Origin of the sequence: Kitasatospora sp. NPDC088783 (genome assembly GCF_044750705.1) — a bacterium.
Classification (GTDB): domain Bacteria; phylum Actinomycetota; class Actinomycetes; order Streptomycetales; family Streptomycetaceae; genus Kitasatospora; species Kitasatospora fiedleri.
Map to the genome: position 1 here is coordinate 594,935 of NZ_JBIVKJ010000001.1, position 21,588 is coordinate 616,522.

Annotated in this window: 21 protein-coding genes; 15 read left to right on the plus strand and 6 right to left on the minus strand. The window is 75.7% G+C overall.

Features of this window, described 5'->3' with window-relative positions; genetic code table 11:
• Positions 1 to 452: 452 nt before the first annotated feature.
• The 4 genes from ACIP60_RS02540 to ACIP60_RS02555 all read right to left on the minus strand — a co-directional run bounded on the left by ACIP60_RS02540 (position 453) and on the right by ACIP60_RS02555 (position 4,038).
• Positions 453 to 875 (minus strand): hypothetical protein, encoded by a 423-nt coding sequence (locus tag ACIP60_RS02540; protein WP_400679947.1) that lies wholly within the window; start codon positions 873 to 875, stop codon positions 453 to 455.
• A 484-nt stretch (positions 876 to 1,359) separates the two neighbouring features.
• Positions 1,360 to 2,643 (minus strand): MBL fold metallo-hydrolase, encoded by a 1,284-nt coding sequence (locus tag ACIP60_RS02545; RefSeq protein WP_400679159.1) that lies wholly within the window; start codon positions 2,641 to 2,643, stop codon positions 1,360 to 1,362.
• A 305-nt stretch (positions 2,644 to 2,948) separates the two neighbouring features.
• Positions 2,949 to 3,407: a MaoC family dehydratase gene (locus ACIP60_RS02550; RefSeq protein ID WP_400679162.1), complete on the minus strand. Its 459-nt coding sequence runs from the start codon at positions 3,405 to 3,407 to the stop codon at positions 2,949 to 2,951.
• Positions 3,408 to 3,531: 124 nt separating this feature from the next.
• The gene (locus ACIP60_RS02555; RefSeq protein WP_400679163.1) at positions 3,532 to 4,038 is read right to left on the minus strand and encodes a pyridoxamine 5'-phosphate oxidase family protein; all 507 of its coding nucleotides are present in this window, start codon (positions 4,036 to 4,038) and stop codon (positions 3,532 to 3,534) included.
• Between the two features lie 220 nt (positions 4,039 to 4,258).
• Here ACIP60_RS02555 and ACIP60_RS02560 point away from each other — a divergent pair, with 220 nt between their 5' ends.
• From ACIP60_RS02560 to ACIP60_RS02620, 13 genes are all read left to right on the plus strand, one after another.
• Positions 4,259 to 5,095: a hypothetical protein gene (locus ACIP60_RS02560; protein ID WP_100839459.1), complete on the plus strand. Its 837-nt coding sequence runs from the start codon at positions 4,259 to 4,261 to the stop codon at positions 5,093 to 5,095.
• 142 nt (positions 5,096 to 5,237) lie between these two features.
• Complete coding sequence (locus tag ACIP60_RS02565; protein WP_400679166.1) at positions 5,238 to 5,858, plus strand: hypothetical protein; 621 nt, start codon at positions 5,238 to 5,240, stop codon at positions 5,856 to 5,858.
• Complete coding sequence (locus tag ACIP60_RS02570; RefSeq protein WP_400679168.1) at positions 5,852 to 6,784, plus strand: hypothetical protein; 933 nt, start codon at positions 5,852 to 5,854, stop codon at positions 6,782 to 6,784. The genes ACIP60_RS02565 and ACIP60_RS02570 overlap by 7 nt, the downstream gene beginning before the upstream one ends.
• Positions 6,785 to 6,884: 100 nt before the next feature.
• Positions 6,885 to 7,517: an SAF domain-containing protein gene (locus ACIP60_RS02575; RefSeq protein WP_400679171.1), complete on the plus strand. Its 633-nt coding sequence runs from the start codon at positions 6,885 to 6,887 to the stop codon at positions 7,515 to 7,517.
• Positions 7,517 to 8,809 (plus strand): hypothetical protein, encoded by a 1,293-nt coding sequence (locus ACIP60_RS02580; protein WP_400679173.1) that lies wholly within the window; start codon positions 7,517 to 7,519, stop codon positions 8,807 to 8,809. The genes ACIP60_RS02575 and ACIP60_RS02580 overlap by 1 nt, the downstream gene beginning before the upstream one ends.
• Positions 8,799 to 10,358, plus strand: a complete 1,560-nt coding sequence (locus ACIP60_RS02585) for a CpaF family protein (protein ID WP_400679174.1) — start codon at positions 8,799 to 8,801, stop codon at positions 10,356 to 10,358. The genes ACIP60_RS02580 and ACIP60_RS02585 overlap by 11 nt, the downstream gene beginning before the upstream one ends.
• Positions 10,358 to 11,323, plus strand: a complete 966-nt coding sequence (locus tag ACIP60_RS02590) for a type II secretion system F family protein (RefSeq protein WP_400679177.1) — start codon at positions 10,358 to 10,360, stop codon at positions 11,321 to 11,323. Before ACIP60_RS02585 ends, ACIP60_RS02590 begins: the two co-directional genes overlap by 1 nt.
• A complete protein-coding gene (locus ACIP60_RS02595; protein ID WP_400679180.1) occupies positions 11,320 to 12,207 on the plus strand; it encodes a hypothetical protein in 888 nt (295 codons plus the stop codon). Before ACIP60_RS02590 ends, ACIP60_RS02595 begins: the two co-directional genes overlap by 4 nt.
• Before the next feature lie 131 nt (positions 12,208 to 12,338).
• On the plus strand, positions 12,339 to 12,602 hold the full coding sequence (locus ACIP60_RS02600; RefSeq protein ID WP_111551908.1) for a hypothetical protein: 264 nt from the start codon (positions 12,339 to 12,341) through the stop codon (positions 12,600 to 12,602).
• An 80-nt stretch (positions 12,603 to 12,682) separates the two neighbouring features.
• Complete coding sequence (locus ACIP60_RS02605) at positions 12,683 to 13,045, plus strand: TadE/TadG family type IV pilus assembly protein (RefSeq protein WP_146616376.1); 363 nt, start codon at positions 12,683 to 12,685, stop codon at positions 13,043 to 13,045.
• The gene (locus ACIP60_RS02610; protein WP_400679183.1) at positions 13,042 to 13,503 is read left to right on the plus strand and encodes a TadE/TadG family type IV pilus assembly protein; all 462 of its coding nucleotides are present in this window, start codon (positions 13,042 to 13,044) and stop codon (positions 13,501 to 13,503) included. The genes ACIP60_RS02605 and ACIP60_RS02610 overlap by 4 nt, the downstream gene beginning before the upstream one ends.
• Positions 13,504 to 13,550: 47 nt before the next feature.
• Positions 13,551 to 13,979, plus strand: coding sequence for a pilus assembly protein TadG-related protein (locus ACIP60_RS02615; protein ID WP_111551911.1), 429 nt, complete (start codon positions 13,551 to 13,553; stop codon positions 13,977 to 13,979).
• Complete coding sequence (locus ACIP60_RS02620) at positions 13,979 to 18,202, plus strand: LysM peptidoglycan-binding domain-containing protein (protein ID WP_400679186.1); 4,224 nt, start codon at positions 13,979 to 13,981, stop codon at positions 18,200 to 18,202. The genes ACIP60_RS02615 and ACIP60_RS02620 overlap by 1 nt, the downstream gene beginning before the upstream one ends.
• A gap of 107 nt (positions 18,203 to 18,309) precedes the next feature.
• Here ACIP60_RS02620 and ACIP60_RS02625 read toward each other — a convergent pair whose 3' ends face one another.
• Entirely contained in the window at positions 18,310 to 18,789 is a 480-nt protein-coding gene (locus tag ACIP60_RS02625) for a VOC family protein (protein ID WP_400679188.1), read from the minus strand.
• A 175-nt stretch (positions 18,790 to 18,964) separates the two neighbouring features.
• Here ACIP60_RS02625 and ACIP60_RS02630 point away from each other — a divergent pair, with 175 nt between their 5' ends.
• Entirely contained in the window at positions 18,965 to 19,756 is a 792-nt protein-coding gene (locus ACIP60_RS02630; protein ID WP_400679190.1) for a nucleotidyltransferase domain-containing protein, read from the plus strand.
• A 117-nt stretch (positions 19,757 to 19,873) separates the two neighbouring features.
• Here the strand turns inward: ACIP60_RS02630 and ACIP60_RS02635 are convergent, their stop codons facing one another.
• The gene (locus tag ACIP60_RS02635; protein ID WP_400679192.1) at positions 19,874 to 20,437 is read right to left on the minus strand and encodes a DUF4240 domain-containing protein; all 564 of its coding nucleotides are present in this window, start codon (positions 20,435 to 20,437) and stop codon (positions 19,874 to 19,876) included.
• 166 nt (positions 20,438 to 20,603) lie between these two features.
• Between ACIP60_RS02635 and ACIP60_RS02640 the strand changes: the two genes are divergently transcribed.
• Positions 20,604 to 21,551: a zinc-binding dehydrogenase gene (locus ACIP60_RS02640; protein WP_400679194.1), complete on the plus strand. Its 948-nt coding sequence runs from the start codon at positions 20,604 to 20,606 to the stop codon at positions 21,549 to 21,551.
• Positions 21,552 to 21,588: the final 37 nt, after the last annotated feature.

Sequence of the window (21,588 nt, forward strand, 5' to 3'; positions counted from 1 at the left end):
GCCTGTCGCGAACGCTTGCTGACGGGTGGGCTGATGTTCCTGGGCCCTCTCCCCAAACGCCTGCGCCTGCGGGTGATGGCCGGTGCTGACGAGGAACTCGAGCAGATCCTGCGCGAACCCCCATCCGGTGAGAAGAAGAGGACCAGGAGCTGTCCGTGCGAGCTGCTCAGGATCGGCGGTACCGGCGAACCACGGGAGCGCGGTGTCACGAAGGCGAGCTGCGAACTGCTCCAGTTCCGTCGGGCGCTCCTCGGCCGGGCCGGGCAGGGACCGCGAGTCGCCGCCGGGAGGGAGGGAGGGAGTCGGCCCTGCTGTGCGATGCCCTCGGCCCCGACCTCTTTGAAACCGCCCTTGCCGTCCGCCGCGCAGGAGCGGAACCCTTCGCGATGGTCACCGACGCGGACGTGGTGGAGGCGGTCCGTCGGCGGTGCCGACCCGCCCGGCCGGGCGGGTCAGTGGATCGTGCCCGTGGCCTGCTGAGCGGCGACGTACGTGCTGAGGTAGGGCGCGCAGTTCGACCTCGGGTAGGCCGACGGGATGGCGGCGGCGATGCCGCTCAGCACGGTCAGGTGGGTCTGGGTCTTGCTGCCCAAGGCCTTCAGCTGGGCCACGGTGGATTGGACCTCGGCCCCGAGTGCCCGGGGTTGTTCCACGCAACGGGCTGCCAACGCGGCGAAGGCCTGGTCGTACGCATCGGCGGTCTCGGTGGTGGCGCCCGCCGCCTGGTCCAGGGCGCGCAGCTCCTGGGCTGCGGCGGACAGGTCGGTTGCAGCGGGGGTCGGCAAGGGCTTGACGGTGACGGTGGTGCCGCTGCTGCAGGCGGCCAGCAGGAGAGTGGCGGTCGCGGCCAACACAATGCGCTGAGCGTTCATCATGTCACTTGACACTAGCCCGAGTTGAGGGATAGGGCGACTGATACAGACGACATGGGCAGCTGGACCGCTCCGGCCACCGGGTGGAGTGCCGGGCGTGATCGGCGACTGGCGAGAGGACAGGATCGCTACGGCGCCGGCGGGGAACCCCACGGTGCTGCGGCGGTTGGATGCCGGGTTCGCGGTGACCGGGAACCTGCGGTTCCTGCCGGGATACTCGGTGCTGCTGGTCGACGCGCCCGGGGTGCAGTGCCTGTCGGAGCTGCCGCGCGACAGGCGGACGGCCTTCACCCGAAGCACCGGATCAGTGGAGTCCACGACACAGCGGGCGAGCCGAAGGCGCCCGGTCTCGGTCAGCGGGGCATTACGGTGGGGCATGAGGGCCTCCCGGGCCAGGTGGAGATGTCGCAATCCACACCGAACCCGGAAGGCCCTCACTCATTCAAGAACCCAGCACGCGTGTCACCAACGTCCCGGAACAACACACCTAGGCCGGGCCGCCGGTCCGTTCGGCGGAGGGGGCGTCCGGGCGGGTGAGGGTGGCGGGGGTGTCGGGGACGGGGGAGAGGCCGTCGGGGAGCAGGAGGTCCACGCCGGAGGGGGGTGCGGCGACGGCGCGCCACCAGTGGGTGGCGGCGGGCGGGTCGGCGGGCTCGAAGGGGCGGCCGGGGCGGGGCATCGCCAGGGTGACGCCGGCGTCCTGGGCGGCGGCGAGGGTACGCTCGGCGGGCTCCTCCCAGGGGTGCGGGGCGAGGTCGAAGGTGCCCCAGTGCACCGGGAGCAGCACGTCGCCGCCCAGGTCCCGGTGGGCCTGCACCGCCTCCTCGGGCGTCAGGTGCACCTCCGGCCAGTGCTCGGAGTACGCACCGACCTGCATCATCGTCGCGTCGAACGGCCCGAAGCGGCGCCCGATCTCGGCGAACCCGGGGAAGTAGCCGCTGTCGCCGCTGTGGAAGATCCGGTGCCGCTTCCCCTCCACCACCCAGGACGACCAGAGGAACCTGCCGCTCGGCCGGGGCCCGCGCGAGCAGTAGTGGCGGGCCGGGGTGGCGGTCAGCCGCAGGCCGTCCAGTTCGGTGGACTCCCACCAGTCGAGGTCGACGATCCGGCGCGGCGACACCCCCCAGTGCTCCAGGTGCGCGCCGATGCCCAGCGGCACCGCGAACACCGCGTCGCCGGCCGCCAGCGCCCGGACGGTCGGCATGTCCAGGTGGTCGTAGTGGTCGTGCGAGATCACCACCACGTCCACCGGGCCGAGTTCGCTCAGCGGCAGCGGCACCGGGTGCAGGCGCTTGGGGCCGATCCAGTCGAACGGGGAGCAGCGCTCGCTCCACACCGGGTCGAACAGCACCCGGACCCCGTCCAGCTCGGCCAGCACGGTGGCGTGGCCCAGCCAGGTCAGCCGCAGGCCGGAGGCGGGCGGGGCGGCCAGCTCCACCGGGAGCAGGCGGTGCACCGGGACGGCCGCCGCCGGGGCGCGGCGGTTCGGGTCGACCGCGAGCTTGGTGCGCATCAGGGCCAGCGGGGTGTACGCGTACGCGAGGCGGCGGGTGGCCACCGGGTTGCGGAACGAGCCGTCCACGAAGTGCGGCGAGTTGCGGACCCGGTGCAGGCGCCAGCCGGCCGGGTCGGCGCCGAACGCGTCGGTGCGCATCCGCTGCCAGGTCTCCCGGGGCAGCGTCCGGTACGAGCGTTTCGCGTCGCGCAGTGCGAGTCCGGCCTCGGCGGCCAGTTCACCGGCGCGGAACAGCCAGGAGACGGGGCGGGACACGGTACCTCCACGGTCGGACACCCGAACGGCGGCGCACCGGGACGGCGGGACGCGAGGCGCCCCGCGGCATCGACGGCAGGCCGGAGGGCGACACCCGGGCAGCCGGAAGCCCCGGCGGCAGGCAGCGCATCTCGGACCTGGACATTACCGCCCAAAACCCCGCACAGCAGGCATTCGGTCGGCGGCGCGCCGGGGGGCGCGACCGGTGCGGGCCCGTCCGGTGCAACGAGAACGGACCGCCCCGGGGTGCGGGACGGTCCGTGAAGACGCCGTGGAGGCGGAGGGCGGTGGGGGCGGGGCCCGGTTCAGGCGGCCGGGTAGAAGCGGGTGATGGTCTCCGCGACGCAGTGCGGCTTGGCGCTCGCCTCGCTGGCGATGGTGAACCGGACCACGGCCTGCACGCCGCCCGGCACCTCGTCCGCCGAGACCAGGACCGCCGTCGCCCGGACCGCCGTGCCCACCGGCAGCGGGGCCGGGAAGCGGACCTTGTCCGAGCCGTAGTTGAGGGCCATCGCGATGCCGCCCACGTCGTAGCACTCCTTGGCGAGCACCGGGAGCAGCGAGAGCGTCAGGTACCCGTGCACGATCGTCCCGCCGAACGGCGTCTCCTTGGCGCGCTCCGGGTCGACGTGGATCCACTGGTGGTCGCCGGTCGCCTCGGCGAACAGGTTCACCCGGTCCTGGTCGACGGTGTGCCACTCGCTGGTGCCGAGTTCGGCGCCGACCGCGGCGGTCAGGTCGGCGAGCGAGGCGAAGGTCGTCACGGTGCGCTCCACAGGTGCGTCGGGGCAGGGACGGCCCGGGCAGGGGCCGCCCCGCAGAGTATGCCTACTCGCCGGTCACATGTCAGTGGGGTGCCGTTCGGGCGGCCCGGACGTTCCGGGCGGGTCAGGCGGGGTGGTGCTCCGGGCGGGCTCCGGGGAGGGCGGCGGCGGCGAGGTCGTCGAAGTCGTCGAGGTCGTCGAGGCCGTTTCGGTCCGCGTCCCGGTCCGGGAGGACGCGGCGGCCGGAGACCAGCTCGGGGCTGATCGCCACGTACTCCGGGCCCGGGTCCGGGATCCACGGGCGCAGGCCGCCGGAGCGCAGGGCGGCGCGCTCGCCCGAGTCCCGCACCACCTCGGCGCGGCCGTGGACCAGCACGCTCCAGCCGCAGCGCCCGGCCCGGTCGAAGTCGTCCACCTGGAAGGCGGCCACCGTGCCGTCCAGCGCCCGGGCCACCTGGGTGCCGGCGCGCAGGGCCAGGATCAGCCGCCCGTCCGCCGCCACCCGGAAGGCCACCGGGAGCACCGCGGGAAGCGCGTGCTCGGTGTACACCACCCGCCCCAGCGGCACGGTGCCGAGCAGCCGCAGGCACTCGGCCTCGCTGAGGTTCTCCACCCGGTCGTCACGGTCCATACCCACGATGGTGCCCCCGCCGGTCCGGCCCCGAACAGGGCCCATGGTCCCTGAGCTGGGGCTCATCGGACCGATTCCGCCCCGCACCGACACCCCTCGGCGATACCTTGGCCTCCGGCGGCGCCCCGGCGCGGCGTCCAGGTGTCCCGGCACCCCGAAGGCGGGGCGGCGGGACGGGCGCGGCGGGCCAGGGGCGGTACGGCAGGAAGGGGCGGTACGGGTGAGCGGTGGCATCGAACTGGTGGTGATCGGCGCGGACGGCGGCCCCGAACGCGGCCACGGCGGCTCGGCCCGCGCCGCCGACGGCGCCCGCGTCCTCGCCGACGCCCTCCCCGGCCGCACCTTCGACGCCGGCACCCGCGGCAGCACCGTCACCGGCCCCCCGGCCGACGCCGACGCCAACACCCTGCTCACCGCGCTCCGGCAGGCCGCCCAGCGCCCCGCCCGCTGGCTGGTGGTCTGCCTGGTCGGTCAGCTCGTCGCCGACCCGCGCGGCCGCCGGGTCGCCCTGGTCACCGCCGGCTCCACCCCCGACAACGCCTACCGGCGCGGCCTCGCCTGGGACTGGATCACCAGCGCCATGGTGCACGGCGAGCAGGAGGAGACCCTGCTGATCGCCGACGTCGTCGCCGACCGCGACACCTGGGCCGCCCTCCAGCGCGAGGACGGCGCGGGCGAACTGCTCGCCCACTCGCGCGTCCCGCTGTGGGGCCGGATCGGCCGCTGGAGCGCGGGCCGGCGCGGCCGGGACGGCGTCCTGCCCGGCGCGGAGGGCTCGTTCAGCTGGGCGCTCGGCCGGGTCCTCGAACACGGCGTGCCCGGCGCACCCGCCGCCGTCGGACCGCTCGACCTCCAGCCCGCCGTGGAGGGGCAGTTGGGATGGGGGGACCCGGCCAATGCCGGGGAGGCCAGACTCCTGGTCCCGCGTGACGGGGGGAGACTCCTGATGCGCAATCGCGCCGCCGTGAGAGGGGCACTCGCCGGATTGCCGTTTTCCGATGAACTTTTGGCGGTTCTGTGGCGAGAAAGTGCCCCAACCGATCCGCCTTCCGCGTAAGGTCAGGACGCCCCGGGTGTTGCCGTGCCGGGGCGGGGTGGCGAAGAATCGACCTCCGAGCGACCTCAGAACGACACCGGGGACGGCAGACGACATCCGCGGTCCGGACCCACCACAGGTCCGGCCGCAACAAGGTGGGGCTATGCGGCAGCGCTCAATTCTGGTGCGCCCTGGGGCGATTGGGATCAGCGGGTGGCTTCTGCCATTCCTGCTGACGGCCTGTTCGGCCGGCGGTGCCGGGTCCGCGGACCGGCTCGGAACACCCTCCGCCAATCTCCCCCGGGCCACCTCCGACGCCACCACCGCCGACCCCGGCACCGGCAGCCCCGTCCCCCGGGAAGGCGCCCAGGCGCTGGACGGGAACGGCGCGGTGACGGCCTATCAGGGCTGGTGGGACGTCCAGGTCAAGGTGCTCGGGCGATCGGATTCGGACGGAACGCCGCTCCGGCAGTACGCCACCGGGGCCGCCTTCACCGACACCGTGATCTCGCTCACCCAGCTGCACGACAACGGACTCGTCATGGTCGGGCAGCCGCGCACCTCACCCGTCCTCAAAAGCCTCGACCTGCAGGCGAATCCGCCCACGGCGACGATCGGGGACTGCCTCGACGTGTCCGGCTGGCACCAGGCGGACGCCACCAGCAAGGAGATCAAGGATCCGCAACAGCGGCTGTCGCGTTATCCGGCGACCGCCGTGATGAAGAAATACGGAAACCGCTGGCTGATCGCCGACTTCACCCGTGAGGTGGACAAGACATGCTGAACTCCGTCTGGCGAACCGCTATTTGTACACTGATCGGAACCGGATTGGCGGCCACGGCCGTTCCGGCGGCGCGCGCCGACGACGGCGTGCCCGCCCCCTGCGCCGACCGCGTCATCTGCACCGGCACCCACCAGCCGGGCAGCACCCCGACCGGCGGCGGTGGGACATCCGGCGGGGGCGGGGGCGGCGAGGCCCTCTGCACCTGGAAGGGCAAGCAGGTGAAGTGCTGGCGCGACGACCTGGGATGGTTCTCGGAGGGCTGCTACTACTCGGAGGTCACCCCGCAGCCCGTGCCAGGGGAAGCCGTCTGGGACGGGCACACCAGCAAGGACGGCGCGATCTACCAGAAGGCCTGCGACCTCACCGGCGACCTGGTCAACTTCCAGGCCGCCGGCCAGGTGTTCCTCGCCCAGCCCCCCGGCGCCACGCCGCCCAAGACGCCCGCCCAGGTCGCCTACGACGCCCTGGTGTCGATCGAGGTCGCCGAGCCCGTCCTGCACGCCGCGCCCGCGGGGGACGCGGTGGTCGGCTCGCCGGTGTGGCTGTGGATCGACCCGGACCCGAAGGTGGTGGGGCCGCTGAGCAGCAAGCTGCCCGGGCAGGGGTTCGAGGTGACCACCACGATCACCCTCGCGGAGGTGGTCTGGCACGTGGACGACGGGCCGGGCGGGGTCCGGGAGTTCACCTGCAAGGACGCCGGGAACCCGTTCAGCCGGAGCGGGACGCCGACCTGCAGCCACGTCTTCACCGAGAGCTCGGCGCGGATGAAGGACAAGGCGTACAGCCTCAGCGTGACGCTGAAGTGGCACGTGACCGCGCGCAGCAGCGACCGCACCGCCATCGACATGGCCGACTACGACTGGTGGCCGACCTACACCGAGGCGGTGCTGAACGTGCCGGTCAACGAGGTCCAGGTGGTGAACTGACCCGGCCGGCGGCCGCGACGAGGACGACGCGACCGCCGACCGGGCCGGAGTCGACGTTCCATCACGAGTGAGAGGCCGCAGAGCGGTGGAGAACCGAAGCATGCCGACCCCGCCGCGCCGACTCGGCGCACGACGGCGGCGACCCGCCGTGCTGGCGATGGCGGCGGCGCTGATCGCGGCCGGCGGCCTGGGCGGGGCGGTGCTGTACAACAGCAGCGGGCAGCGGATCGCCGTGCTGGCGCTGGCCCGGGACGTGCCGATGGGGCAGGTGCTCGGCTCCGACGACCTGGTGGTCGCGCACATCGCGGGCGACCCCGCGCTGCACCCGCTGGACGCCCAGGACCTGCCGCGCACCGTCGGCCTGCGGGCCACCACCGACCTCAAGCGCGGGGCGCTGCTGGTCAAGTCCGACCTGACCAGCGACCCGGCGACCCAGCCCGGGCAGCAGATCGTCGGCGTCTCCGCGAAGCGCTCCCAGCTGCCCGCCACCAGGCTCCAGCCCGGCCTGCAGATCCTGATCGTCAACGCGCCCGGCGGCAGCGGCGACGCCGCCACCACCCGCACCCCGGAGACGATGACCGCGGTGGTCGCCGCAGTGGGCAAGCCCGACACCGACGGCAGCACCGTGATAGACGTCGCCGTCGGCCCCGCCGACGGGCCCCGGCTGGCGCTCTGGGTGGCGGGCGGCAAGTTCCAGGTCATCCTGGCGCCCCGAACCGCCGGGGGCTCCTGATGACGGTGGTGGCCGTGCTCGGCGGGCCGGGCGCGCCGGGGGCCACCAGCAGCGCGCTCGCGCTGCTGCTGTCCTGGCCGCTGCGGCCGGGCCGCCGGGTGCTGCTGGTCGAGTGCGACCCGGACGGCGGCGCGGTGCTGGCCGGCGCGCTGGAGGGCCGGGTGGAGGCCGTGTACGGGCTGCGCAACCTGGCCGTCGCCGACCGGCGCGGGCTGCTCGCCGAGACGCTCTGGGAACAGCTGCTCGACGTCTCCCCGCAGGGCACCGGCGAACGCCTGCTGCTGCCCGGCCTCACCGACCCCGCCCAGGCCCCCGGCCTGGCCTACACCTGGGAACCCCTGGTCGAGGCCCTGCACGCGCTCGAACCGCAGGGCTACGACGTGCTGCTCGACCTCGGGCGCTCCGGCGCGAACGGGGCGATGGCGGTGCTGCCCCGGCGCGCCGACGTGGTGGCCGCCACCGTCCGCACCACGCTGCGCGGCCTCTCCGCCGCCCGGCCCCGGATCGCCGCGCTGCGCGAGGACCTCGACACCCACGGCACCGGGGCGGACGGCCTCGGCCTGCTGCTGGTCACCGAGGGCCCCTACCCCGAGCACGAGGTCGCCCGGCAGTTCCAGCTGCCCGTTCTCGGGGCGCTCGCCCACGCGCCGCGCACCGCCCGGGTGCTCTCCGACGGCGGCGACACCACCGACCGGCGCTTCATCCGCTCCGAGCTGATGCGCACCGCGCGCACCGCCGCCGACCGCATCCAGGACCTCGCCACCACCCGCCGCCGACGCCTCGGCGGCCCGCAGCCCGCCGTCCAGCACGCGCTGCCCCCGCAGCAGCCCGGCCAGCCGCAACCGCCGTTCGTCCAGCCGCAGCCCGTGCAGCCGCAGCCCGTCCAGCCGCAGCAGGCGGCGTCCCCGCAGGTGCCGCCTGTGCAGGTCCAGGTTCCGCAGCCGGTACCGCCGTTCGTGGCGGGTCCGGTGGCCGGGACGCCGTACCAGCAGCCGCAGCAACCACAGCAGCCTTACCAGCAGCAGCCGTACCCGCAGCAGCAGCCGTACCCGCAGCAACAGCCTTATCCGAAACAGCAGTTCCAGCAGCATGCGCCGCAAGCCCCCTTCACGGGAGGCCAGTTCACGGGGGAGTGGCCGGTCCGGACGGAGGCGCCGCAGATCTCGTACGCCGCGCCGCACATAGCGCCGCCCGCGGTGCCGCAGCCGCCCGCGCCCGCGCCGTTCCCGGGGCAGGGCGGACAGCCGGGGCAGGCGGAACAGGACGGCGAGGAGGTGTGGCGTGCGCGCTAGCCCGTACCAGGGGCCGCTGCCCCCGCAGCAGTCGGTGAACGGACAGGTGGTGCAAGGGGGTTCGGCCGACGCGGCGGGGCTGCCGTGGGCGAAGCCGCCGACGGCGGGGCCGGCCGGGCCGGTGGGGGCGGCGGGGGTGCCCGCGCTCTCGCCGGTCGGGGCGTCTCCGGCCGTGGACCCGCAGGTGGCGAGGGAGTTGAAGCGGCAGGTCGCGGCGGAGCTGCACCAGCAGCTGTCGCGGCTGTCCGAGGCGTCCGGGAGCGAGGCGGACCGGGCGACCCGGCGGCAGCGCGGCCGGGCGCTGATCGAGGAGGCGGTGGCCCGCTGGTCGGACGCGTACGCGCAGACCCACGGCATCCCGCCGACCCGGGAGCAGGACCGGGTGCTCGCCGAGGCGGTGTACGACCTGCTGTTCCGGGCCGGGCGGCTCCAGCCGTACCTGGACGACCCGGAGATCGAGAACATCCTGATCAACGGGTGCGACGACGTCTGGGTCTCGCGGGTGCACCAGCCGCTGCGGCAGGTCCCGCCGGTGGCCGACACCGACGAGGAGCTGATCGAGCTGCTCCAGGACCTGGCGCGCCAGCACGGCGGCGGCGAGCGCAGCCTGTCCACCGCCAGCCCGATGCTGGCGCTGCGCCTGGAGGGCGGGATGCGGCTGCAGGCGATGACCGAGGTCACGCCCCGCCCGTACGTGGCGATCCGCCGGCACCGGGTGGCCAGCGCGACACTCGCCGACCTGGTCCAACTCGGCACCGTGGACACCACCTTGGCGGCGTTCCTGGCGGCCGCGATCCGGGCCCGGAAGAACGTGATGATCACCGGCACCCAGGGCGTCGGCAAGACCAGCCTGCTGCGCGCGATGGCCGCCGAGATCCCGCCGGACGAGCGGGTCGGCACCCTGGAGTCGGAGTTCGAGCTGTGGCTGCACACCCTGGGCCACCTGCGGCAGGTCGTCCCGATGGAGGCCCGCGAGGGCAACGGCGAACGCGTGGACGGCCGCCTGGCGGGCGAGTTGACGATCGGCGAGCTGATCCCGGCGGCGCTGCGGATGACGCTGTCGCGGATCATCGTCGGCGAGGTCCGCTCCGCCGAGGTGGTGCCGATGCTGCGGGTGATGACCAACGGCGAGGGCGGCTCGATGTGCACCCTGCACGCCCGCGGTCCGCACATGGTGGTCGACCGGATCGCCGAACTCTGCCTGGAGTACGGCGCGCACATGACCGACACCCTCGCCTACCGGCTCACCGCCAACGCGGTCGACTTCATCGTGCACGTCGCGATGGTCGACGAGACCGCGGTCGGCGGGCGCCGGCACCGCTTCGTCTCGCACGTGCTGGAGGTGGCCGGCCTCGGCGAGTCCGGCCGCCCCGCGCTGAACACCGTCTTCGGGCCGCGCCCGGAGATCGGCGAGGTGCGGGCCGTCCCCGCCACCCCGCCGCACTGCCTGGACGACCTGCGCCGGGCCGGATTCGACGCGGGCCTGCTCGGCTCCCCGTACGGGGCCTGGAGCGCGCCGCTGTCGCTGCGGATCGGGGGGATGCGCTGATGCTGCTGTACGTGCTGTGCGGACTGCTGCTGGCCGCCGGGCTGGTGGCGCTGGCCGCCGGCCTGACCGGGCGGGCCGACGACGGGCCGGAGCGGGACAACCCGCTGGAGGGGCGGCTGCACACCCTCTGGTACGGGGCGCCCGGCACCGCCTCGCCCGGCATCGCCCGGCTGCGCCGGATCCAGCTGGCGCTGGCCCTGCTCGGCGCGCCGGGCGGCTGGCTGTTCACCGGCATCCCGCTGGTCGCGCTGCTCGTCCCGGCCGCCGTGTTCGGCCTGCCCTGGCTGTTCGACGCGACCCGCTCCGACACCCGGCGGATCGAACGGCTGGAGGCGCTCGCCGAGTGGACCCAGCGCCTGGCCGACGTGCTGCTGCTCGGCGTCGGCCTGAACCAGGCGATCGTGACCAGCCGGCGCACCGCGCCGGCCGCGCTGGAGACCGAGATCGCCGACCTGGCGGCCCGGCTGCAGTCCCGCTGGCGGCCCGAGGACGCGCTGCGCGCCTTCGGCGACCAGGTCGCCGACTCGACGGCCGACAAGGTGCTGGCCGCCCTGGTGCTGCGGGCCGGCGACAGCGGGCCCGGCCTGGCCCGGGCGCTGGCCGACATGGCGGACTCGGTGCGCGAGGAGGTCCGGCAGCGGCGCGCCATCGAGGCGGACCGCTCCAAGCACCGCACCACGATCCGCTGGATGGTCGGCATCATCCTGCTGGTCATCGTGATCGGCGCGTTCAACTCCCGCTACACCGCGCCCTATTCGACGGTGCTGGGCCAACTGGTGCTGGCCGTCGTGGCGGTGGCGTTCGTGGCGGTGATCGCCTGGATGCGCTCGCTGGCCCGGCACACCCCGCTGCCCCGGCTGCTGGAACCCGACCGCCGCTCCAAGACCGGCCGGCTGCCCGGCCACCGGGCCGCCGACGAGAGCGCCGCGGCCGAGGACGAAGCACTGCTGAAGGAGGCCCGGTGATCTCCCCCTGGGCGGTCGTCGCCGGCGGCGCCGCGGCCGGCGGCGTGGCCCTGCTGCTGGCCGAACTCCGGCCCGCCCCACCGGACCTGGGCCAGGCCCTGGACCGGCTGCACCGCGTCCCCGAGCCGCGCCGGGCCGAGGACGCCGACGTCGCGCTGCCCTGGTACGACCGGGTCGGCGAACGCTCCGGGCGGCTGCCCGGGGTGCGCGTCCCGCACCAGGAACTCGCCCTGATCGGCCGCAGCCCGGCCCGGTTCATGGCCCACAAGCTGCTGTTCGCCGCCCTCGGCCTCGCCCTGCCCGGCTACCTGTCGGTGATGGCCGCCGTGGTCGGCGACGGCCTTCCGCTCGCCGTCCCGCTGCTGGTCGGGCCGCTGCTGGCCGGACTGCTCTGGTTCGTCCCCGACGGCATCGTCTCCGGCGAGGCCAAGGAGGCCCGCACCGAGTACCTGCACGGCATCGCCGCCTACCTGGAACTCGTCGCGCTGGAGCGGGCCGCCGACTGCGGGCCCGCCGAGGCGCTGCGCCGGGCCGCCTCGGTCGGGCGCGGCACGGTGTTCCGGCGGATCCGCGACGCCCTGGAGCGGGCCGCCACCGACCGGCTCCCGCCCTGGGACGGACTCGACGCGCTGGCCCGGGAGTTGGGCCTCACCCCGCTCCAGGACGTGGCCGACATCATGCGGATCTCCGGCGTCGACGGCGCCGCCGTCTACGACACCCTGCGGGCCCGCGCCAAGAGCCTGCGCGGCGAACTGCTCTCCGAGGAGCTCGCCAAGGCCAACGCCGACAGCGAACGGATGGTGGCCCCCGGCTCCGCCCTGACCCTGCTGATGACCGTCCTGATCGCCTTCCCGGCGGTCTACCAGATGCTCAACAGCGGCTGACCGCACCGCACCGCACCACTCCGTCCACCGATCCCCGACCCCAGACCCCGACCCCGACCCCAGACCGAGCAGCGAACGAACAGCGCCACCCGTACCGAAGTCCCTTCCCGCGAAGTCCTGGAGACCACACCATGGCCCGAATCCGCACCGTGGCGACCGCCCTGCGGCCGCTGCTCCCGCTCCATCTCGTCCGACCCGTCGTCGAGTACCGCCTCGTCAAGCTGCGCGCCGCCCGCGAGTCCGGCGACCGGGGCGCGATCAGCATCGAACTCGCCCTCGCGGTGATCGTGCTGGTCGCCATCGCCGGGACGGTCGTCTACGCGATCACCCAGCTCGGCCAGAAGGTCCAGGGCAACATCCAGAAGGACGTCCCCGCCGGCGGCACCGCGCCGTGATCCGCCGCCCGCACCGGCCCGCCACCCGGCCCGCACCGGCCGGGTGGCTCGCGCGTGCCCGCAGGTCCGACCGGGGCGCGATGGCGATCAGCCTCGCCATCGTGTTCCCGGCCGTGCTGTTCGTGATCCTCCTGGTGGTGCAGGCCGGCCTGTGGTGGTACGCCGAACAGGCCGCGCTGGCCGCCGCCCGGGAGGGCGTGGAGGCCGGACGGATCAACGGCGCGCCGGCCGGTGCGGGCGAGCAGCGGGCGAGCGAGTTCGTCGGGCGGCTCGGCGACGTGGTCGAGTTGGCGCAGCCGCCCCGGCAGACCGGCGGCGACCCGGACCTGTACCAGCTGTCCGTCACCGTGGAACCGCTCACCCTGTTCCCGTTCGCCGACCTGGCGATCACCAAGACGGCCACCGCGCCCCGGGAGAAGTTCGTCGCACCGGGGCAGCCGTGAGCGCCCGGGGGAGGACCAGTGACCGGGGCGACCGCCCGGCCGGGGACCGGGGTTCGTTCGCGATCGAGGCGGCGGTCCTGGTGCCGGTGATCCTGAGCTTCGCGCTGATGGCGGTGGCCGCCGGGCGGCTGCAGACCACCGGTTCGGTGGTCGACGCCGCGGCCCGCGCCGGGGCCCGGGCCGCCTCGCTGGCCCGCACCCCCGAGGGGGCCCGGCAGGCCGCCGCGGACGCCGTCGGGGCCTCGCTGGCCTCCCGGGCGGTGCGGTGCGAGGCCGAGCCGACCGGGGACCCGCAGTACGGCACGCTGGACACCGCCGGCGGCCAACTGGCCACCGTCACCGTCCGGGTGTCCTGCACGGTACCGCTGTCCGACCTGATCGGGCTGGACGGCGTCCCCGGCCACAAGACCGTCACCGGCACGTTCACCTCCGTGCTGGACCGTTATCGGGGAAACTGAGGGGACGTCAACAGACCGTGGGGGGAGGGAACGTGGCCGAACGAGGCGTGAACGCCCGGGACCGGGGCAGCATTTCGGTCATGGTTGCCATCACCGCCGTCAGCCTGGTGGCCGTGGTCGGCCTGGTGCTCGACTTCGGCGGCCAACTGCGCGCCGTGGAACGGGCCGACGCGCTCGCCCAGGAGGCCGCCCGGGTGGCCGGTCAGCAACTCGACATCGCCCGGCTGCGCGCCGACGGCGGCTACCAGGTGGACGCGGCACAGGCCGAGTCCGCCGCCCGGGCCTACCTCGACGGCCAGGGCGTCTCGGGACGCGTCGACTTCCCCCGGTACCCCGACCTGAGCGAGATCAGCGTCACCGTCACCAGCACCTACCCGACCGCGCTGCTCGGCGTGATCGGCATCACCACACTCTCCGTGCAGGGGCACGGCAAGGCCACCCTGCTGCACGGCATCACGGAAGGGACGACCGGCTGATGGCCGCGCGCGGAGCCGACGACCAGCACCGCAAGGGCCGCCGCACCAGGCGGCCGGACCGCCCCGCCCCCGCCGCCCGCGGCGGACGGCACCCCGCCCCGACCCCCGTCGGGCGGGGCGGGCGGCGGGGGCGGGGCGGCTCGGCGCTGGCCGCGCTCGGCGCGCTGCTGGCACTCGTCCTGCTGCTGGTCGGGGTGCCCGCCCTGCTCGGCTACGGCACGCTCGCCGTCGCCGCGGCCGGCGACCCGGTCCACGGCGACCTGCTGACCGCGCTCACCAGCCCCGACGACGGCAGCCTGTTCCTGTGGCTGCTGGTGGGCGTCGGCTGGATCGGCTGGCTGTGCTTCCTGGTCTCCGTCCTGGTCGAGATCCCCGCCCAGCTGCGCGGCCGGGTCGCCCGCCGGATCCCCGCGTTCGGCTGGAGCCAGCGGATCGCGGCCGGTCTGGTCGGCTCCGTCCTGGCCCTGCTCCCGGTCGCCGGATCGGCCTTCGCCGCCACCCCCGAACTCACCCAACGCCCGGCCGCCGTCGCCCAGTTGAACGCCGCTCCGGCGTACGCCGCACTGCCCGCCGGAGCGCCCGCGGCCGCGCCCGCCGCCGACCCGCAGCAGCCGGTCTACACCGTCCGCGACGCCCGCCCCGCCGACAGCCTCTGGTCGATCGCCGAGCGCCAACTCGGCTCCGGCGAACGGTGGACCGAGATCGCCAAGCTCAACGCGGGCCGCCCGATGGACGGTTCGGGCACCCGCTTCGACGCCGACCGGCCGATCCAGCCCGGCTGGCAGCTGCTGATGCCCGCCGACGCCGCGCCCGACACCGGCCCGGCCGCCGCCGCCCGCAGCACCACCGGCACCCCGCCCGCGCTCCCCGCCGCACCCGCCGCGCCCGCGCACGGCAGCGTCACCGTGCACTCCGGCGACTCGCTCTCCGCGATCGCGCAGCGGGAGCTGGGCGACGGCGACCGCTGGCCCGAGCTGTTCGAGGCCAACAAGGGCGTCGCCGCCCCCGACGGCGAGAAGCTCACCGACCCGGACGTGCTCGCCCCCGGCATGGTGCTCACCGTGCCCGGCGCGGCCCAGGCCCCGGAGAGCCCGGCGCCGAGTGTGCCGAGCACGCCGACCGCGCCGAGCACGCCCGAGACCCCGGCGCCGGGCGCGCCGACCCCGCCCGGGTCGGAGGCCACCCCCGCGCCCGCGCAGTCGCCGCAGACGTCGCAGTCGCCGCAGGCCCAGCCCTCCGCCGCCCAGTCGCCCGCGCCGCAGGACTCCGCGTCCGCCACGAACCTGCCCGCCGTCCGCGAGCAGCACACCGCCGCCACCGGTGGCGACGACTACACCGTGGCGCTGGCGGCGTCCGGCCTCGGCGTGCTGATGGCCGCCGCGCTGATCACCCTGGTCGCCCGCCGCCGCACCGACCAGCAGCGGGCCCGCCGCCCCCGGCACCGGATCGCGCTGCCCTCGGCCGCCGCCGGCCGCTTCGAGGCGGAGCTGAAGGCCCGCCAGGACGAGCACGGCCTGGAACTGCTCAACCGCGCCCTGCGCACCCTGGGCCGCAACGCCGTCCGCGGCGAGAAGCGGCTGCCCGCCCTGGTCGCCGCCCGGGTCACCACCGTGGGCACCGTCGAACTGCACCTGGCCGCACCGGCCGTGCCGATCGCCCCGTTCCGGGCCGCGCACGCCCCGAACGTGTGGTGGTGCCCGACCGACTCCACCGAGCTGCTGTCCGCCGGACAGGCCGCCAAGCACGCCGCCCCCTACCCGGCGCTGGTCACCCTCGGCGCCACCCCGGACGGCTCGACCGTCCTGGCCGACCTGGAGACCGTCCGGCTGGTTCACCTCTCCGGACACCCCGAGGACGCCGAGGACGTACTGCGCAGCCTGGCCGTCGAACTCGCCCACAGCCCGCTCGCCGACCGCCTGCACCTGCACCTGGTCGGCATCGCCCCCGACCTGCCCACCGCCGGCCCCGCCGCCGACCGGGTGCACCACCACCCCACCCTGGAGGCCGCGCTCGCCGCCCTCGGCCCGCGCACCGCCAAGGCCCGCGCCACCCTGATCGGCGCGAACGTCGGCAGCCCCCGCGAGGCCCGCAGCCGGGGCAGTGCGGACGAGGCGTGGCTGCCCGAGATCGTGCTGTCCGCGCAGCCGCCCACCGGCGGCGTGCCCGCCGAACTCGGCCGCCTGCTCGACGGCCGCCCCCGCACCTGCCTGGCCGTCCTCACCCGCGCCCCCGAGCGCGGCGCCGGCCCGGTCGCCCGCTGGACGCTCCCCGCCACCGGCCACGCCCCGCTGCCCGGCCTGCACCTCAGCGTCGAACTCCAGCGACTGAGCCGCGAACAGTACGCCCAGCTCGGCGAACTCGTCCGCGCCTCCGGCGACTTCACCCAGCACCCGGCCCCCGAATGGACCCTCGACGGCCCGCACAACGGCCCTGAGGACGAGCAGGAACTCCCGCTGCCCGTCCCCGCGCTGGCCACCGTCGGCGCCGCGATCGGCGCCGTCCCCGGCCCGCTCGGCAACGGCTCGGGCGATGCCTTCGGCGGCGACTTGGGTAACGGCTTCGGCGGCGACCTGCTGGGCGTCGGCCCCGGTCCGGCGGACCCGGACACCGACGCGGGCGCGGGCACGGACACCGGCGGACGGGCCGAGGGCACCCTCGACGCCCGCCTGATCGCCCTGCTTGGCGGCCCGACCGGCCCGGAGGCGAGCGCCGCGAGCGCTCCGCCGAAGCCCAGCCTGGCCAAGCCGGTCGGGGGTAGCGGCGGTGGCGATGGCGCGGGCGAGCGGCCGGACGGCGGCGAAGCGGCCGGGCCCCGGCTGCTGGCCCGGGTGGTGCCCACCGGCAGCAGCCCGTTCGCCGGGCTGGTCCCGACCGCCCCCACCAACCCCTACGCGGTCGTCCCGGTGACGCCCGTCCAGCCCGCCGCGCTGCCGCCCGCCGCCGCTGAGCCAGCCGTGCCCGCCGCGCCCGCCGCGCCCGTCGAGCCGCGGCACGCCGCCAACGGCCAGGCCCGCAAGGCCACCACCCCGCCGCACGGCACGCCCGTCGACCCCCGGGTCGCCGCCGCCCTGCCGCAGAACGAACTCCCGCCCACGGCACCGCCGTTCACCGCGCCCGTACCCGCTCCCGAGTCCGAGTCCGAGTCCGAGGCCGAAAGCACCGCCGGACTCGACCCCGTGTCCGATTCGGCGCCCGTGCCCGTGCCCGCGCCCGCGTCCGACTCCGTCCCGGACGGCGGCACCCGCTCCTTCGAACTCGCCGCCCCCGTCGCCGTCCCGGTGCCTCCCGCCCCGGTGGACGCGCCGCCGGTGGTGCCCGAGCCGCTGCCCACCCACGACCAGGCGGCGGCGCCCGACCCGCGTTCCCCGGCCCGGCCGTCCGCCCGGCCCGGGAGCGGTCCGGCCCGCACCGACAGCGACGACCTGCTGGCGATCCTGCGCTCCCCGGAGGCCCACCACCTGCGCTCCGCGCCGCGCATCCGGGTGCTCGGGCCGGTGGACGTGCTCGGCGCGGCGGGCAGCGCCGACCCGGCGGGCCGCCCCCGGCTGACCGAGCTCGCCGCGTACCTGGCGCTGCGTCCGGGCAGCGAGCACACCACCGTCGACCGCGACATCCACCCGGGTGCCGCGCACCTCGACCCGCGGGCCACCGCCGAGCGGCTGGCCGAACCGCTGCCGGTCAAGATCGCCGCGCTGGCGGGCTGGCTGGGCACCTCCCCGGAGGGCCGCGACTACCTGGGCGGGCAGCCCGCCGACACGTACAGCCTGGCTCCGACCGTCACCTGCGACTGGGACGAGTTCCGCAGCCTGTACCGGCGCGGCATGCGCTCCACCTCCGCCACCGCCGACGCCGCCCTCGCGCACGCGCTGGCCCTGGTCCGGGGCGCCCCGTTCGCCGAGGCCCCGGCCGGGACGTACGCCTGGGCGGAGGCCGAACGCCAGGACATGCTGGCCGCGATCGTCGACACCGCGCACGAACTCGCCGCCCGCCGCCTCCAGTACGGCGACCACCGCACCGCCGAGGCCGCGATCTTCCGCGCCCTCGCCGTCGCCCCGGAGGTCGAACTCCTGCACCGCGACCTCTTCTACGCCTACGCCTCGGCCGGCGCCCGCGACCAGCTCGTCCGCTCCGTCAACCGCCTCGACGCCCTCAGCCGCCGCACCGGCCGCGACCTCGACCCGGACACCGTGGCCCTGCTCCGCGACCTCCTCACCGGCAGCTGACCGTCCCCCGTCCCCCGTCCCCCGCCCGGGGGACGGGGGACGGCTACCCGGCGGGCACCCGGGTGCCCGCCGTACCGGCGGCGGTGGAGGAGTGGCGCCGCGGGGCGTCAGGTGCCGTCCGCGGCGGCTTCCAGGGCGGCGATGTCCAGTTTTCCCATGGTCAGCATCGCGGCGGTGGCCCGGCGGACGCGTTCCGGGTCGGGGTCGGTGAGCAGCTCGGTCATCCGGCGCGGCACGATCTGCCAGGACAGGCCGTAGCGGTCCTTCAGCCAGCCGCACGGGCCCGGTGCGCCGCCGTCGGCGGTCAGCAGCTCCCAGTAGCGGTCCACCTCGGCCTGGTCGGCGCAGTCGACCTGGAGCGAGACCGCCTCGTTGAAGCGGAACACCGGGCCGCCGTTCAGGGCCAGGAACTCCTGCCCGAACAGTTCGAAGGACACCAGCATCACGCTCCCGGCCTCGCCCGGCCCGGCGTCCGAGTAGCGCTGCACCTCGGTGATCCGGCCGTGCTCGAACACCGTGGCGTAGAACTCGGCGGCCTGCTCGGCCTGGTCGTCGAACCACAGGAAAGTGGTGATCTTCTGTGCCATCGGAAGGGTCCTCCGTTCCCGGACGGTCGCCCGGCCGTACGGCCGGGTCCTTTCGACGGTAGGGCGTGCCCGGCGCTTCCCGGCGGAGCCGCGCCCGGCCGTCCGGGGCGCGTCCGGGCGTGTTCAGGTGGGCCCGGACGCGCCCGGGCGTACCCGAGGTGCCAGCATGGGGGGCATGACCTTCCCGGAGCCGCCGTTCCTGCCCGCGGATCACGACGATGAGCAGCAACGGGCCCTCGCCGCACCGCTGTTGGCGCGGTTCGCGGCCCGGCTGGCGGACGCCGTGCCGGTGGACGCGCTGTGGGTGCACGGTTCGCTGGCGTGCGGCGACTACCGGCACGGCCGCAGCGACCTCGACCTGGTCGCCGTGCTGCCCGCCGCGCCCGGCGGGCCGGTGCGGGAGCGACTGGCCGCGCTGCACCGGGAGTTGGGCGCGCGGGAGCCCGGCGCGGCGAAGCTGCACTGCTCGTACCTGCCGCGCCAGGAGCTCGGCGACCCGGCCGCCGCGCACTTCACCTTCGCCCAGGGCGAGCCGATGGAGCGTCCGGTCACGGTCATCGCCCGCCGCGAACTGCTGGACGCCGGAACGGTGTTGGCAGGCGAGCGGCCCGACGCGCTGCTGCCGCCGGTCTCCGACGCCGCGCTGCACGCGCACCTCCGGGCCGACCTGCGCGACTACTGGTACCCGGTCACCGCCCGCCCCGAGCCGTGGCGGCGCGACATCTGGGTGGACTTCGGCCCGGTCACCGCCGTCCGCGCCACCGTCGCGCTGCGCGAGGGCCGGCTGATCACCAAACGCGAGGCGATCGCCCGCCTGCCCGCCCTGGACGCCCCGCCCGGCCTGGCCGAGGACATCGCCGCCCGCCGCTACGGCGTCCCGCCGGTCCTCACCCCGGAGGAGCGCGCTCAACGCGCCGAGCAGGCCCGGCTGTTCACCCGGCTGCTGATCGAACGGGCGCTGGGCTGACGGGTGTCGGGCGCCTCGGCGCTATGCCTCGTTCCGGGCCGTTCCGGACAGTTCCGGACAGTTCCGGGCCGTTCGGTTCCGCCGGGCCGTCGTCGGCGCCCGGTTCGGCGCGGCGGGTCAGGTGGCGTCGGCGAACAGTGCGGTGAGGCGGGGCAGGCGGGCGGCGGTCTGTTCGGACGTCCAGGTCGGTTCGGTGAACTCGGCGTTGCAGGGGCTGTCGTGGCCGACCGCCTCCAGCGCCTCCTCCAGGCCGTCCTCCTCGCCGGTGAGCTGCTCGTACGCCTCCTGGGCGCAGTAGTCGAGCAGTTCCCAGTCCGGGAAGTCGTCGTCGTCCCACTGCTCGTAGGGGAGGGCGGCCAGGCGCCGGAGGGCGGGGTGGTCGGCGAGGGCGTCCGGGTCGTGGACGGCCAGGCGGTGGGCGTCGCGGCCGAGGCCGATCAGCCAGGCGTGGAAGTACCAGAGGCCGTCGTCGCTGACCCAGCCGCGCAGCACCAGCCGGGCCAGCGCCAGCGTGCCCGCGGTGTCCAGCGGGGCGCGGGCCTCGTCCAGGCGGAGCTGGAACTCCAGCACCTCGGACAGCGGCAGCCCGGCGAGGTGCGTGGTCAGCCGGTCGGCGCGCTCGCAGCCGGGGCCGCCCGTCGCGCTCGACTCCACCAGGTCCCAGAATCCGTCCGTGTCCATGCCGGGCATCCTGGCACCCGCCGGTGACAGGGTGCCCGCCGCGCCGGAAAGCGCCCGCCCCGGGGGGAAGCGGCCGGGCCGCCGGTCGGCTTGACCTCAAGCGGGCTTGACGTCACAGGATGGGCGGCGGGCCGGAACGACCGGCCCGGGAACGGGCGGAGGCGTGATGCGTGCGGTGTGGCTGCGGGAGTTCGGCGGACCCGAGGTGCTGGTGGCGGGGGCCGCGCCCGATCCGGTGCCGGGGGAGGGGCAGGTGCTGATCGCGGTCGCGCACGCCAACCTGACCTTCGTCGAGACCCAGTTCCGCGCCACCGGCCTCGGGCCGTTCACCGGCGCGCTCCCGATGGTCCCGGGCAACGGCGTCGGCGGCACCGTCACCGCCCTCGGGCCCGGCGCCGACCCGGCCTGGCTGGGACGGCGGGTGGTCTCCTCCACCGGGGGCAGCGGCGGGTACGCCGAACTCGCCGCCGTCCCCGCCGACGGACTGCACGCCGTCCCCGACGGCCTCGCCCTGGACGCCGCCACCGCGCTGCTCGCCGACGGCCGCACCGCCCGCCTGCTGCTGGAGACCGCCGCACCCGCACCCGGCAGCCGGGTCCTGGTGACGGCCGCCGCCGGGGGCGTCGGCACCCTGCTGGTCCAACTCGCCACCGCCGCGGGCGCGCACGTCGTCGCCGCGGCCGGCGGACCCCGCAAACTCGCCCTCGCCGCCGAACTCGGCGCCGCCGAGACCGTCGACTACCTGCGGCCCGACTGGACGGCCGCCACCGCCCCCGTCGACCTCGTCCTCGACGGCGTCGGCGGCACCCTCGGCCGGGCCGCCGCCGACCTGCTCCGCGACGGCGGGAAGCTGCTCAGCTACGGCCTGGCCGGCGGCAGTTGGACCGCGCTCCCGGACGCGGAGGTCACCGCCCGCGCCCTCACCGTGCTCACCCTGCGGCCCACCCCCGCGGGCATCCGCGCCGCCACCGCCCACGTCCTCGCCGAAGCCGCCGCGCACCGGCTGCGCCCCGTCATCGGCCGCCGCTTCCCGCTGGAGCGCGCCGCCGACGCGCACCGCGCCATCGAGTCCCGCGACACCCTCGGCAAGACCCTGCTGGACGTCGCCCCTTGAAGTCCTCAAGCCCCCTGAGCCCCGAAACCGGGTCGTG